This is a genomic window from Actinoplanes sp. NPDC051343, from assembly GCF_044455125.1.
Classification (GTDB): Bacteria; Actinomycetota; Actinomycetes; order Mycobacteriales; family Micromonosporaceae; genus Actinoplanes.
Genome location: NZ_JBITEL010000020.1, coordinates 124041 through 137239, shown reverse-complemented (window position 1 = coordinate 137239; position 13199 = coordinate 124041). Strand labels below are relative to the sequence as shown.

Annotated in this window: 14 protein-coding genes and 1 pseudogene; 11 read left to right on the top strand and 4 right to left on the bottom strand. The window is 66.8% G+C overall.

Going from position 1 to position 13199, the window contains the following annotated elements:
• The 5 genes from ACIA5C_RS44190 to ACIA5C_RS44170 form a co-directional block, all read left to right on the top strand.
• The coding region (locus ACIA5C_RS44190; RefSeq protein ID WP_396066438.1) for a fasciclin domain-containing protein at positions 1-518 on the top strand (518 nt) is incomplete at its 5' end.
• An 822-nt stretch (positions 519-1340) separates the two neighbouring features.
• A complete protein-coding gene (locus ACIA5C_RS44185) occupies positions 1341-2084 on the top strand; it encodes a TnsA-like heteromeric transposase endonuclease subunit (protein WP_396066436.1) in 744 nt (247 codons plus the stop codon).
• A complete protein-coding gene (locus ACIA5C_RS44180; protein WP_396066434.1) occupies positions 2081-4132 on the top strand; it encodes a Mu transposase C-terminal domain-containing protein in 2052 nt (683 codons plus the stop codon). Before ACIA5C_RS44185 ends, ACIA5C_RS44180 begins: the two co-directional genes overlap by 4 nt.
• Positions 4133-4179: 47 nt before the next feature.
• Positions 4180-5187 carry an AAA family ATPase gene (locus ACIA5C_RS44175; protein WP_396066432.1) on the top strand — a complete coding sequence of 336 codons (1008 nt, stop codon included), beginning with the start codon at positions 4180-4182 and terminating at the stop codon, positions 5185-5187.
• Positions 5184-6203, top strand: coding sequence for a TniQ family protein (locus tag ACIA5C_RS44170; RefSeq protein ID WP_396066430.1), 1020 nt, complete (start codon positions 5184-5186; stop codon positions 6201-6203). The genes ACIA5C_RS44175 and ACIA5C_RS44170 overlap by 4 nt, the downstream gene beginning before the upstream one ends.
• A 376-nt stretch (positions 6204-6579) precedes the next feature.
• Here ACIA5C_RS44170 and ACIA5C_RS44165 read toward each other — a convergent pair whose 3' ends face one another.
• From ACIA5C_RS44165 to ACIA5C_RS44155, 3 genes are all read right to left on the bottom strand, one after another.
• A complete protein-coding gene (locus ACIA5C_RS44165; protein ID WP_396066428.1) occupies positions 6580-7002 on the bottom strand; it encodes an OsmC family protein in 423 nt (140 codons plus the stop codon).
• 50 nt (positions 7003-7052) lie between these two features.
• Positions 7053-7715 (bottom strand): TetR/AcrR family transcriptional regulator, encoded by a 663-nt coding sequence (locus ACIA5C_RS44160; protein WP_396066426.1) that lies wholly within the window; start codon positions 7713-7715, stop codon positions 7053-7055.
• A gap of 163 nt (positions 7716-7878) precedes the next feature.
• Positions 7879-8052, bottom strand: coding sequence for a hypothetical protein (locus ACIA5C_RS44155; RefSeq protein ID WP_396066424.1), 174 nt, complete (start codon positions 8050-8052; stop codon positions 7879-7881).
• Between the two features lie 386 nt (positions 8053-8438).
• Between ACIA5C_RS44155 and ACIA5C_RS44150 the strand changes: the two genes are divergently transcribed.
• Positions 8439-9185 (top strand): SDR family oxidoreductase, encoded by a 747-nt coding sequence (locus tag ACIA5C_RS44150; protein WP_396066422.1) that lies wholly within the window; start codon positions 8439-8441, stop codon positions 9183-9185.
• 304 nt (positions 9186-9489) lie between these two features.
• Here ACIA5C_RS44150 and ACIA5C_RS44145 read toward each other — a convergent pair whose 3' ends face one another.
• Positions 9490-9759, bottom strand: a complete 270-nt coding sequence (locus tag ACIA5C_RS44145) for a hypothetical protein (protein ID WP_396066420.1) — start codon at positions 9757-9759, stop codon at positions 9490-9492.
• Between the two features lie 34 nt (positions 9760-9793).
• On the opposite strand from ACIA5C_RS44145, the gene ACIA5C_RS44140 reads away from it, so the two are divergent.
• The 5 genes and pseudogenes from ACIA5C_RS44140 to ACIA5C_RS44120 all read left to right on the top strand — a co-directional run.
• Entirely contained in the window at positions 9794-10000 is a 207-nt protein-coding gene (locus ACIA5C_RS44140) for a carboxymuconolactone decarboxylase family protein (RefSeq protein WP_396066418.1), read from the top strand.
• A complete protein-coding gene (locus ACIA5C_RS44135) occupies positions 10000-10929 on the top strand; it encodes an isocitrate lyase/phosphoenolpyruvate mutase family protein (protein ID WP_396066416.1) in 930 nt (309 codons plus the stop codon). The genes ACIA5C_RS44140 and ACIA5C_RS44135 overlap by 1 nt, the downstream gene beginning before the upstream one ends.
• 50 nt (positions 10930-10979) lie before the next feature.
• The gene (locus tag ACIA5C_RS44130) at positions 10980-11627 is read left to right on the top strand and encodes a nitroreductase family protein (RefSeq protein WP_396066414.1); all 648 of its coding nucleotides are present in this window, start codon (positions 10980-10982) and stop codon (positions 11625-11627) included.
• A 595-nt stretch (positions 11628-12222) separates the two neighbouring features.
• Positions 12223-12657 carry a DUF6416 domain-containing protein gene (locus ACIA5C_RS44125; protein WP_396066410.1) on the top strand — a complete coding sequence of 145 codons (435 nt, stop codon included), beginning with the start codon at positions 12223-12225 and terminating at the stop codon, positions 12655-12657.
• Between the two features lie 148 nt (positions 12658-12805).
• A pseudogene (locus ACIA5C_RS44120) lies at positions 12806-13192 on the top strand (class I SAM-dependent methyltransferase); the annotation flags it as partial.
• Positions 13193-13199: the final 7 nt, after the last annotated feature.

The following is a 13199-nucleotide window of genomic DNA, read 5'->3' as shown; positions in this document are numbered from 1 at the left end:
CACGCTCACGCAGCTCGTCGGGGTACTTCTTCGGTGCCGGCATAGCTAAATCTTCTCCCAGGTTTCGATGTCTCCATCAAACCCGGGGCGAAACAGACTGCGGTCCCGCGAACATCTTGCACGCAATGGCGACGAAACCAGCCGGAACGGCCATCGCCGAAAACCCACAACTGTCGCTGCTGGGCGCCGCGCTGAAGCGGGCCAACGTGCTCGAGTCGCTGAACCGGGCTCCGGCGTTGACCGTGTTCGCCCCCACCGATCAAGCTTTCGAGAAACTGCCAACCATCGAGAGCACCGATCGGGAAACGCTGGTGCGCACGCTCGCAAGACACATCCTCACCTGGCGACTGAGCCCCGATCAACTACCCGGGCGGCACACCACACTGGGCCGCACAGATCTGACCATCGAGAACAACGCCGGAATCGTCACCGTCGACGGCGTCGCCACGGTTGTCTGCGCCAACGTGCAGACCACCAACGCCGTGGTCTACATCATCGATGCCGTGCTGGAGAGCTGAACCTACACCGAGGTGGCGGTCCTGCCCGCTACCGTCAGCGAACTGCTGGCCGCGCACCAGGGGCCTTCAAGCCCGCCGGGCGATCGCCCGGCGGCGACGCCCGGCATGGCTGCGCCGGTTCGTCACCGACGACACCGGGCGGCTGCCAACCCGGGTTGCGGCGCGCCTGCCACTGCTCGACGCGTAACCGATCAGCCGTATCGACCGGCCGACCACAGCGACCTAGTGAATACGGGAGCCGAGTTGCTCGTCCAATTTGGTGACCCGCCGGTTCCGCGCCCGAGCCGTTCGCCGGACTGCTCCGCGAGCTCGCCGGAGCCGTCGAACTGGGCTGGCCGTTCCCGACCTACGCGGGACAGCCGCTGGCCTACGCGACCACGGCCAAGCGGCTATGCACGCCGGGGTTTGACGCTCAATGAGGCCGGCGTCTCCGCGCTGCGGCAGCTGGTTTGCAAGACCCGGCGCCGGTTGTGGCCGATGCGCTCGGCTTGGACCGGAGAAAGCCCCGTCCCCCGCCAGGTCGTCCACGTCGGCGGGACGCGGAACCGTTACGCGGGGGCCGCCGTTATGACGGGGTAAACGGGTGGTATCTATCTATCCGTCAGAATGAGACGTCATCTTTTAGGCGGGAGCGGATCACGTCGGCGGTGGAAGTGATCACGGCACCATTGGCCGCCGGGGCGGGCGTCGGGGTAAGGGACACGGCCTCCCAGTGCCGGGCGCTAGGCCGACTTGACGCCCTGGTGTGTCGCTCTTTCTGGTGATGGAACGAGGCGCGAGCAAGCCATAACCTGCGAAGACAGGACCGGTGTCGGGAGGGCCATGTCCGGTGCGATGAAGCTCGCCGACGTGGCGCTGCCCCAATTTCAACTCGAATATGCCGGGCCTAGCGGCCCCTGCGAGGTCGCGATTGAACAGGCGGCGACGGTGGCCTTCGAGTTCGTCGCGCCGGTGCGGGCGTTTGCCCGATACCGGGGTCAACGCAGTAATACCGGCCTGTGGTGGTCGGCCACGACGAACGCCCACGTGGGGTTCGAGTCTTGGCTTGAACGCGACCACGTAATGCTGCTGGATTTCGACCCGCAGGTGGCGGCGATCGCCGCCCAGCCGTTCCGGCTGCGATGGGACGACACCCGACGCGGTCGCGGTCGCGGGCACGTGCCGGACTTTTTCGCTCGCCTCACCGATGGCACGGGCGTGGTAGTCGACGTGCGCCCTGCATCGAGGGTCCCGGCCTCTGATGCCGCGATCTTCGCCGCGACCGGCGCCGCATGCAAGCAGGCAGGCTGGAGGTATCGGCTGGTGCACGAGCCGGATCCGGTCCTTGCGGCCAACGTGCGATGGCTTGCCGGGTACCGCCGGTCCCGCGGTGTTACAGCTACGCTCGCCGCGGCCGCGCCCGTGGTGTTCGCGGAGCCGTTGCCGTTGATGCAGGGCGCCGAACGGCTCGGCGATCCACTGCTCACCCTTCCGGTGGTATTCCACCTGCTATGGCGGGGTCAGCTCAGTACCAACCTGTCCCAAGTACTTTGCGACAGCTCACCAGTACGGGCGGTCCAGCGATGACCGTCGGCTGGCCGGTCCTGCGAGTCGGTGATCAGGTCCGGTTCGAAGACAGCTGCTGGACAATCGCCGGACTCGATGGGGTCCGGGTCAGGCTCACCGACGGCCATGGCGGCGCTCAGATCCTGCTGACCGGTCACCTGTTAGCCGGCCCGGGCTTCGCCCTACTGAGCACCGATAACGCTGTGCAGCGCCTCGATCCGACCGGGCTGCTCGATGCGCTTCCCGCCGAGCTGGTGCAGCGGGCCCGAAAGTGGGAGCGACACGTCGTCGAGGTCGAGACCGGCATACCGCCGGGCGCCGCGCTCGGCTCCCGACCGCGAGAACCATACGATCCCAGGCGGCGCACGCTGGCGCAGCGCGACGCCGCGAAGGCCGCCGAGCTGACGGCGGCGGGCCAGCGGGTCAGTGCGGTCACGGTCAAGCGGATGCGGCTGCGGTACCGGGCCTCTGGCGTGTGGGGCCTGGTCGACCAGCGGGGCACCCGGGGCACCAGCGCGTACGGCCGCACCGATCCGCGGGTGGTCGCCGCGATGGCGGCCGCCATGCGGGCCGAGACCGGCGAATCGACCGGCACCCGGCTACGGCTGCGCCGCAGGATGGAGCAGCGGCTCGCCGCCGAGCACGGTACCGGCGTGGTGGCCCTGCCGTCGCGAGCGACGTTCTACCGGCTGGCCGCGGTGATGGATGTCGGGCGGCACACATTCGGCGAGGCGACGACGCGCCGGACCCAGGCGAAGCGGCCGCCCCGACCGTTTACCCGGACCATCGCGTTGCGGCCCGGCGAGCTGATGCAGATCGACACGTCGCCGCTGGACGTCCTCGCGGTGCTCGACGACGGCGTCGAGGGCCGAGTCGAGCTTACGATCGTCCTGGACGTCGCTACCCGGTCGATCTGCGCCGCCGTGCTGCGCCCGAAAGGCACCAAGGCCGTAGACGCGGCCCTGCTGCTGGCCCGGACGCTGGTGCCTGAACCGATGCGGCCCGGCTGGCCGGACGCCGTGCGGATGGCTAGATCCCGGCTCCCGCACGAGCGGCTCCTGGCGCTGGACGAGCGGCTCGAACACGCTGCGGCCCGGCCGGTGATCGTGCCCGAGACCGTGGTCACCGACCGTGGATCGGTGTTCGTCTCCGAGACCTTCGTCCGTGCGTGCGCCCGCCTCGGGATCTCGATCGAGACGGCCCGGCCGCGCACACCGACCGACAAAGGCATCGTCGAGCGCTCGTTCCACTCGATCAACACGTTGTTCAGCCAGCACGTCGCTGGCTACCTCGGAGCCAACGTCACCCGGCGCGGCACGACCGAGGCGGTCACCGCCCGCTGGACCGTTGCCCAACTGCAGGATCTGCTCGACGAGTGGATCGTCGCCGGCTGGCAGCCCCGTCCGCACGAGGGCCTGCGCCACCCCGAGACCGGCGACCGGTTTCTGTCGCCCAACGAGATGTTCGCCGCGGCGACCGCCGCCGCCGGCTACCTCACCCTGCCGCTGGATGGCGCGGACTACCTGGAGCTGCTTCCGGTCCGGTGGCGCACCATCGGCGATCAGGGCATCCAGATCGGCCACCGCCACTACGACAGCGCCGAGCTCAACGACTACCGGCACACCCCGTCCGGCGTCGTCGGCAAGGACCGGCGCTGGGAGATCCATTACGACCCGTACGACCTGTCGCACGTCTTCGTCCGCGACCCTCGTCGCCACCGGTGGATCACCGCCGCCTGGACCCACCTGCCGATGGTCGGGCAGCCCTTCGCCGACTTCACCTGGCGCGCTGCCCGGCAGATCGTCGCTGACCGCGACGGCGACCACAGCGACCAGACCGCGATCGCGCACGCCCTGCATGACCTCCTCGCCCGAGCCGGCCAGCCGCACACGCCAACATCGCGGCGGGCCGCCGCGCGCACAGCCGCTGCTCCGCCGATTCCGCGCCCCGACCCGCCGTCGACCGACGAGGCGGCTCGCCAGCCGACCGGCGAAGCCGATCACGCAGATGCGGCGCCCGTCATCGCATTGCGTACGTTCGAGGCCGGCGACGAACAGCGTTACCGATGACCAAGAACAACAACGAACAGCCGAATGATCCCCGGGAACATCGGCCGGTGACCACCAAGGAAGGGTGGGCGGCCTTCGTCACCGGCCAGCCCACTCCTGTCGAGCTGCTCGCGCCTGAGCAGCTAGCAGCGCTCACCGAGGCGCAGCGGGACGCCTACGACGAGGCCCGCATTGCTTATCACGCCCGGCTCATCGTCGTCGCGACTTCGACCGTCGATCAGGTGGTGACGACCGGCCGCCGCCTCACGGCGTTGAACCGCGGCCAGGACTCCGCCCGACGGGGGCTGGTCGTGACCGGCGAGTCCGGCACCGGCAAGACCACCGCGATCAAGCAGCTCGGCAAACACCACGAGCTGCTCGCCCGGCGCCGCCGCACCGCCAGCGGCGCGTTCCTTCCCGTCGTCTACGTCACCGTCCCGCCGGCGGCGACCCCGAAAGTTCTGGCCGCCGAGTTCGCCCGGTTCCTCGGCCTGCCGTTGCCCCGCACCCTCAACCAGGTCAACATCACCAACGCGGTCTGCGACCTACTCTGCCGGCTCGGCACCGACCTTGTGCACGTCGATGAGATCCACAACCTCAACCTCGCCACCCGCGGCGGCGCCGAGACCTCCGACCAGCTCAAGTACCTTGCCGAACGGATCGCGGCGACGTTTGTCTACACCGGCATCGATGTCGAACACGTCGGCCTGTTCTCCGGCGTCCGCGGCCGTCAAATCGCCGGCCGCTTCACCAGCATCGACAGCCCGGCCTTCGCCTACGGCACACGCACCCAACGCGACCAATGGACCGCCCTGGTCGCCGCACTCGAGAACGCCCTCCGGCTGCACCGTCACCGGACCGGCACCCTGCCCCGCCAAGCCACCTACCTGTACGAGCGGACCAACGGGATGATCGGCAGCCTCTCCCACCTGCTGCGCGACGCCGCGATCGAGGCCATCTACGACCGCACCGAACGCCTCACCAAAACCGGTCTCGACCGTGTCACCCTCGACTACGCCGCCGAACACCCCGCCTTCCCGCGGCCGCGCCGCCGGGCGCCAGCACGCAGCGCGTGACCAACGCCCAGGGCGGCCGCTGGCGAGACACAGCCCGTACGTTGCCCATCTCCCTGCCGCCGCTGCCTGGAGAGTTGCTCATCTCTTACGTACGCCGGCTGGCCGTAACCAACCACACCCACCCCACCCTGCTGATCTCCCACCTCGGCCGGCATGAATCCCACCCGGAAGCCGGCGGACTGTTCGCCGACACCTACGATCTGACCCTCAACCGCGCGGCGCTCGACCGGCTCGCCGTCTACAGCGACTCACCGTCGCGAGCCCTGCTCAACGCCACCCGAACCGTATTGAACGCCGCCGACTGGCACGCCCCCACCTGCCGGTGGGCGAAACTGACCACCCAGCGCCTCGTCCGCCCCTGCACCCGGTGCACCAAGGCGGCCGCCGCCGACGCCACCATCGCCCTGACCGAACACCAACCAGGCATTTGCAGCACCCACCACCAGATCCTCGCCCGGCCAGACCCACCCATAGACCGACAACAGCTCGGACCATTCCCCGAGATCGCAGCAGCGAGCCGGCGGCACCGCCGTCTGCGCCGACGCCGAAACACCTTCACTTCCGCGCTTCGTGCCGCTCTGCAACTCACGGCCAACTGGCGGCCGTACGCACCGAAGCGACGCAGCAGCCCGGAACACCTCGAAATCAGATGGCAGGCCCGCGCAATGCGGCTTGGCCTTCCGAACACCGACGACCTCGTCCGCTACCCCGAAACCATCGCCCTCGCCGACCTCCTGAGCACCCTGCCCTGGCCACCAGACCACGAAATTCCCGGCGCCAGACCGATCATCAGCGCGCCGGTCGACTTCCTCGCCCAAGCCGCCAGATACCTGCACTACCCGGCGCCGCGCGATCTCCTCGGCCGCGGCCACCCGCTCTGCCGATGGGTAGCCGTACCCGAGGGGCCGGCGTACTGGTGGCGCGACTACGCCAGCGAACCCGATCGCACGGCCTATTTCCTCCTCAGGAAAGCCAAAACGGTTCTCGACCGCCACCGCAAGAAAGGATCAGATTGATTGAGACAAGGCGGACCACGGCTGTCTCAGCGATACTGATCCGATGCAGGTCAGCGCTATGTCGGCGGATCGCTTCGGTTGAGAACGGACAGTGTGAGTCCTCAACGGATGTGATCCAGCCTCATTGGGACTGATCCAGCGTCATTGGGTCTCCGCACGTCGGCGTACGAGTGGTGGTGCGGAGCCGCGTGCGCAACGGAGTACGCCGCGGCCGTCAAGATTCGCAGGCGCGGTAGTCAGCTGATGGCCGATCCGAGGTCAGGACGCAGATCGTCCGACGACGCTGCCACTCCTGGACGAACTACGAAGTAACGTCCTTCCGCGGTCGCCGCTGTGGCCGGCGACGCCAAGCGTTGCCGGCCACAGAGCCTGGGCGTCACGCCGCGAATTTCGTACGCACGTTGTAGGCGAACTGGATGAGCAGGGTCACCGGCGACCGCTCGGCGATGTCCTGCATCACGACGAGGTCCTGCGGGTCGGGCTGTTCGCTGAGCGTTATCTTGCGGGTCAGATAGCGCTCGGCGCCCTCCTCCTGCGGCTCGTGATATTGCACGTCGACCGTTATGTCGCCGGCGTAGTCGACCTTGTAGTCCACGTATTGCCGAAGGGTCTGCGCCGTACAGCTGGCCAGCGCGATGAGCAGATACTCCGTGGGCGTAGGCCCATCCCCAGCCGCGCCGCCATGCGGATCGTCAGCCACGAATGAGAAGGCCCCCGACGTCACCTCGGTCCGCCGTCGGTGCACTGCGGGAAGTACGGCGCGGGCGCTGGCCACTACTCGGTCATAGTTTGTCGTCATGGCGAGCCAGGCTACCTATGAAGGACTATACAGTCCACCAGTAAAGGGGTTCAGTAAGCGGCCAGAGCCGGCTTGTCCACCACGAACGTTTTAACCTGCTCCAGCGCGATGTCAAGGGCGACTGCCATCGGCTGGACATCGTGGGCCGCGTTGGCGAGTAGATATCCGCCTTGCAGGGCGGCCATCAGGAAGGTTGCCAACCGCTCGGGGTCGGCGTCCTCGCGCAGCGTGCCGGCCTTCTGCATGCGGCGCAATCCATCACTGATCAGCATTTCCCAGGCCGCGAACGTCTCCGCTAGCGACCGGCGAGACTGCTCGTCCTGGTCGGAGAGCTCGGAGGCCATCGAGCCGAGACCGCAACCGTAGGCGCCCTTCTGCAGATCGTTCGCCTTCACCAGTGCGTCGCGCCAGCGCCGCAACGCGCCGAAGGTACGGAATCGCTCCAGCCGCCCCTGCTCGCGCTCGAGAACCAGTTGCCCGCGAAACTTCACCACTTCCCTGATCAGGGTGAGCTTGTCGGGAAAGTGCATGTAGAGCTGCGACTTACTGGTGCCACTGGCCTCCAGCACGTCGTCGATGCTCGTCGAGTTGACGCCCCGCACGAACATCAGATTGTTCGCGGCCTCGAGGATCCGCCGCCGGGTCGCGAGGGCACGCGGATCGGGAGCACGCCGGCGCCGCTTACGCGGCGCGGCCGCCTGCTCGTCGTCCATGGCGCCAGCGTACCCGTACGCCTGCGGGGTCTTCCAGCATCGGTGGACCCCTGGGTCCCTCCGAAGCCGCGGGCGCACCACGAGGCAACGGAGCCGCCGCGCGGGCAGTCCGGTGAGGCATCACCGTTCAGTCGGTGAGCTGATGTTGCCGAGGTGTGCGCGATCAACTATCGGCAAATACTTCGGGTGGCGCCCGATATAGGTCCGCACGACCGGACAGTACGGTTCGGTAGTCGAGCGTTGCTACGACCTCGCCGGATTCACGCAGCTCGTAGCGGCGACGATCGGTGGCGTCGACCATCTCCCGCGTTTCGTTGACGACCGCGATCTGTTCCATGCTCAGTGCCCTCCGCACCCGCGCGACGATCCAACCGGCAGGAACGCGGCCTGCCGGAGAAGCCGACGCCGTCGCTGAGCAAGACCGGCAAAGCGCCGCGATTCTCACCGTTCCATGGACTGTATAGTACTGGTGTAACCCATGGGGTGATCCGCACCCACCGACCAAGAGAGTTCATGGAGCGAGTCTAAGTACGCTGTGGCTACTCGCTGTCCCTTGGTGGCGCTCTTCTCTGTGCAAGCTACAGTCACACTGCAGGCCTCGTAAACTTGGACGGTATAGTCCAGCGCTGGTATCGACTCTCGCCGGACCAGACGGATGCCATCGCACCGGCGCGGTCCGATCGGACCGTCCAGTCCAGCAACAACGAAGAAGGAGTTAAGGTCATGTCGGCACGTACAGCGTTGATCACTGGTGGCACCAGCGGGATCGGGAAGGCCACTGCTCGTACTCTGCATGACCGCGGCTATCGCATAGCCATCACCGGACAACACCGGGAGAGCGTGGCTCGAGCGCGCGAAGAACTGCCCGACGACATCCTGGTGTTGCAATCTGACGCTCGGTCTCTATCGGACATCGACAAGGTCGTATTCCAAGTCGGAGCGCACTTCGGAAGCCTGACCACGCTGTTCCTCAACGCCGGCGTCAACCGCCCCATGACTCTGGAGCATTGGGACGAAGCTGGGTACGACGAGGTGTTCGCCGTCAACACCAAAGGAGTTTTCTTCACCTTGGCCAAAGCCCTGCCGCTCCTGTCTGACAGCGCATCGGTCATCGTCACTGTAGGGATCGGAGCAACGCGCAGCCTCACCGGCAGCAGCGTCGCAGCCGGATCCCACGGCGCGATGCTGTCCATGATTCCGACCCTTGCACTCGAACTCGCACCCCGCCGGATTCGCATCAACGCGGTCAGCCCGGGATTGACCGACACTCCAATGACGAGAGCCTCGATCCGAACGGCAACCGAGGACGTCGCGGGGACGATGACAGCGTTGGCCGAGCACAATCCATTCGCCCGCCTCGCAACACCAGAAGACATCGCCGGGACGGTCGCATTTCTGGCGTCAGACGACGCTGCGTACATCACCGGGCAAGAGATCGTCGTATCCGGCGGCGCGGGGTTGGCCATCTGACCGAAGCGTCCACCCGGAACTCCATTTCGCGGGAGACGTGCGTGGCCGTGAACGCTCAGGACGCTTCCTTCTCGCGCCGCGGTCGACATGTTCCTCGCCCGATACGGGAGCTGACACAACACACTGAGCTCCGATCGACACGATAAGCGCTCAGTCGGTTCGGGCGAACGTCTCGATGTAGGCGAGGGCGGAATCATGGCGTTCCTCAGCGGTGAGGCGTCCTGCCCAACCTGTGCGAGGAGCATGCCGCCCTGGAGCGCGGCGAGCAAGAGGGTGGCGAGCTGTTCGGTATTGGCGTCAATGTTCAGGCGGCCGTGATCCTGCAAGCGGCAAAGCGCGTCGCGAATTCCATGCCACTGGGCAAAGGCTGCCGCGAGCCCTTCTGGACGTCCAGATCGGTCTCGATGATTTCGTCGGCGAGCGAGCCAAGGCCGCTGCCGTACCCGCTGTCGGTCTCGGTGTAGAAAGCCGCCCTGCGCCGGAAGTCCTCGAAGTCGTTGAAGTCGTGGACCTGCTCGCTGCGGTGGAACCCCGAGGACGCGCTCCGCCTGCCACGCGATGACCGCGAGGACAAGGCTCTCCTTGGTCGGGAAGTAGTGGTTGATCTCATGGATGCGAAGACGCGCCACACGATCGCGCTGGCCGTCTCCCACGCGTATGGCTGCGACTACTGCCTGGCAGTGCACACGGCGGCGTCCCTGCAGGGCGGGATGTCGAAAGAGGACATTGAGCTCCGCACGAGCGGGAAGCTCGATCGACCCGGCACGGGCCGCCGTGGTCCGTTTCGTGCGCCGGGTGATCGAGATGTGCGCTGATGACCAACTACATCAACAACGTCAACCAGACACCGCGGATATCCCCACTTCCACCCCGCGGCCGCTTGATCCACCTACGCACGCGGACCCTTGGAAGGAACAACATCATGGCCGGCTCCGACTTCTACGAGAAGTTCATGGCACTACACACGCGCGAAGGCGGGCACGTGCTGCCCAATGCCTGGGATGCGGTCTCGGCCCTGATCCTCGCCGACGCCGGCTTCGAGGCCATCGGCACGTCATCGGCGGCGCTGGCGGCCACGCTCGGACGACCGGACGGACGCCACAGCGTGTTGCCCAAGGAGCACCTGGAGCACGCTGCGCTCCTGGCTCGCGTGACCGGCCTGCCCGTGAACGGCGATTTCGAAGACGGCTACGGCGAGACCGCCCAGGACGTCGCCGCAACGGTGAACGCCGCGGTCAACCACGGGCTCGCCGGCATCGGGATCGAGGACACCACCGGGAACCCCGACGACCCGATCCGCGGCTTCGACGACGCGGTGAACCGCGTCCGCGCCGCGGTGCGGGCCGCGAAGGGACGGATCGTCGTCACCGGCCGCACCGACAACTACCTCCAGGGACGTCCCGACCTCGACGACACCATCCGACGGCTGACGGCGTTCGCCGAAGTTGGCGCCGACGTGCTCTACGCACCGTTCCCGCCTGACCTCGAGTCTCTCGTGAAGATCGTCACCGCCGTCGCACCGACGCCAGTGAACGTGCTCATCTCCCCGGCGGACCAGGTGCTGACCGTCGCCGAGCTTCAGAAAGTGGGCGTCAAGCGCGTAAGCCTCGGCCCCGCGCTGTACGCAACGGCACTGACCGCTCTTGAGCACGCCGCGCAGGCACTACAGCGCGGCGACATCGCCTCGGCCACGGCCGGCTTCGGCTTCGGCCGCGTGAACGATCTGCTCGCCGGCGCGTCCTGACCCCCAAACCATCGAAGCCACATCAACCTGACCTAGAGAAAGCAGAATCCATGGACCTCGACCAGATCATGAACAAACACCTCACCCGGTACTTCGACGGCACCAAGACGATCCCCGAAGAGACGATCCAGCAGCTGCTGAAGTTCCTGCGCTCTGCCCCCACCTCCACGAACATCCAGCCAAACCACTTCATCGTTCTGTCCACCACGGAGGGCAAGGCGAAGCTGGCTGCGAACCTCGGCGAGCGGTTCGCCGACAATGGCGAGAAGATCACGAACTCCTCGCACACGATCATCATGACCACCCGCGCGGACCTTCCCGCCGAACACCTGGACGCTGTGTTCGGCAAGGAGCGCGAAGACGGCCGGTTCCCGACCGTCGCGAAGCAGGAGAACTGGGAGTACATGACCCGCGACTTCGTGAACCTGCGCAGCTACACCTACAAGGACACCTATCACTGGATGGAGAAACAGACCTACATGGTGCTGGGCCTGCTGATGATGGCCGCCGCCGAGCTCGGGGTCGAAGCCATGCCGCTGGAGGGTTTCGACCCGGTCACGGTCGACAAGGCGTTCGGCATCCGCAAGAGCGGACACACCACGACCGTGCTGCTGGCGCTGGGATACCCCGACCTGAACAAGCAGTACACAACCGCGATCTCCCGCTTCGAGCCCGGCCAGCTGTTCACCTTCGCCTGATCGAGAAATGAGGCGAACATCATGGACGAACAAGAGCCGCAGCAGGTGGCAAACGATGCGGCGACATCGCTGCCCGGCGTCATCCTCGAACACCGCGTCAACCCGAACTGGGAGAAGAGCCTTCGCGCTCCGTGAGCAGTTTGAGGAGATCAGGGCGGGATACCACACCGACAAGCGTCACTGGGTCAGCGCCGCCGCCGGCCCCGGCATCGACGAGGCCCTGGTACGGAGGCTGGTGATCGATTCCTATGGTCTCGTGGTCAGCAGACTGCCGAAATCGGCGCACCCCGCGGCTACGTCGAGCGATGCCGGACAGGGACCATGACGGGATTCTCGACCGGCCCGTTGCACCAGACTGCCTCGGTGCGCGTGCTCAACAGCGCCACCGCTGTTCTACCTCGGATCCAGTACCTTCAACCGGCGCACGCTCATCCTGCTACCCCACCCGTCAAGCCTGCCTTGATCTTCAGATCAGCCAACGCGACGAGCCTGTCATCTCATACGCGTCATACGCGGTCGGGGCACGAGCTATCTCCGACCCCCATTGACATACCTCCGAGATACCTTAAGCTGCGGGTGTCGAAGGAGGCGAAGGATGATCGATATCTCCGTGAAGGTGCCCGAGGACCGTGTCGCTGAGTTCTACGCCATGTACGGGAAGTGGCTGGCTTCACCCGAGGGCGAAGGGTTCGACGACCGGCCGACGAGCGCCGGGCCCGAGTCGGCCGGGTGGGGGTCAGGCGATGGCGAGCTCGCCGAGGCGGTGTGGGCGAAGTTCAGCCCGCGCGCCAAGGCGGTGTTCTCGACCCTCATTGACGAGCCCGGGGAGCGATACCTGGGCGAGGAGCTCGCACGGCTTCACCACATCCCGAACGGCGCCCACGGCATCGCCGGCGTGCTGGCGTGGCCGAGCCGCCACTGTGTCGCGGCTGGTCGCAAATGGTGCTGGATGTGGGACAACTCCGAGGGCGGCACCGTCTACTGGATGGACCAGGCATTGTCGGACTTGTTCCGGCGGGCGCGAGGTTAGGTCGACGGCCGTCAGGTGACCGGACTCCCGCCCGTACCGGCTGGTCCGGCTCGGCGTGGTCCGCGCCTGCGGGACCTGCGCCTTTTCGTATCCTCGCGAAGCCTTCGGTGGGCAACGACGGCGAGGAAGTGTCTGAGCCTGGTGACCGATGGTGCCAACAGGTTGCGCACGACAAAACGCGACCTCGACCGGGCGGTGTCCGCGGCGCACGCCGGTCCTGCCGGACCCGCCAGCATCGATCGTCGATCTCGGTTGCGGAACGGGCAGCCTGTCGGTCCTTCTGGCTCAAGCGGGACATCATGTCCACGGCCTCGACACCTCGCACCGCATGCTCGAAGAGGCTCGCGGTAAGGCGGCCCGACTCGGCGTCGCCGTGGCGCTGCAGCATGGCGACGCCTCACGGCCGCCGTTCCTGCCGGCGTCGTTCGACGTCGTTCTGGCTCGGCACGTGCTCTGGGCATTGCCTGATCCAGCGAACGCGTTGGCGCGCTGGGTCGCACTCCTGCGGCCGCAAGGTCGGTTGGTGTTGATCGAAGGCCGCT

Bases quoted from the DNA above. Each gene is read 5' to 3' on its own strand.
- ACIA5C_RS44135 (WP_396066416.1), top strand. From the start codon at position 10,000: ATGACCAACTACATCAACAACGTCAACCAGACACCGCGGATATCCCCA.
- ACIA5C_RS44180 (WP_396066434.1), top strand. From the start codon at position 2,081: ATGACCGTCGGCTGGCCGGTCCTGCGAGTCGGTGATCAGGTCCGGTTC.
- ACIA5C_RS44140 (WP_396066418.1), top strand. From the start codon at position 9,794: ATGGATGCGAAGACGCGCCACACGATCGCGCTGGCCGTCTCCCACGCG.
- ACIA5C_RS44160 (WP_396066426.1), bottom strand. From the start codon at position 7,715: ATGGACGACGAGCAGGCGGCCGCGCCGCGTAAGCGGCGCCGGCGTGCT.
- ACIA5C_RS44155 (WP_396066424.1), bottom strand. From the start codon at position 8,052: ATGGAACAGATCGCGGTCGTCAACGAAACGCGGGAGATGGTCGACGCC.
- ACIA5C_RS44130 (WP_396066414.1), top strand. From the start codon at position 10,980: ATGGACCTCGACCAGATCATGAACAAACACCTCACCCGGTACTTCGAC.
- ACIA5C_RS44150 (WP_396066422.1), top strand. From the start codon at position 8,439: ATGTCGGCACGTACAGCGTTGATCACTGGTGGCACCAGCGGGATCGGG.
- ACIA5C_RS44125 (WP_396066410.1), top strand. From the start codon at position 12,223: ATGATCGATATCTCCGTGAAGGTGCCCGAGGACCGTGTCGCTGAGTTC.
- ACIA5C_RS44185 (WP_396066436.1), top strand. From the start codon at position 1,341: ATGTCCGGTGCGATGAAGCTCGCCGACGTGGCGCTGCCCCAATTTCAA.
- ACIA5C_RS44165 (WP_396066428.1), bottom strand. From the start codon at position 7,002: ATGACGACAAACTATGACCGAGTAGTGGCCAGCGCCCGCGCCGTACTT.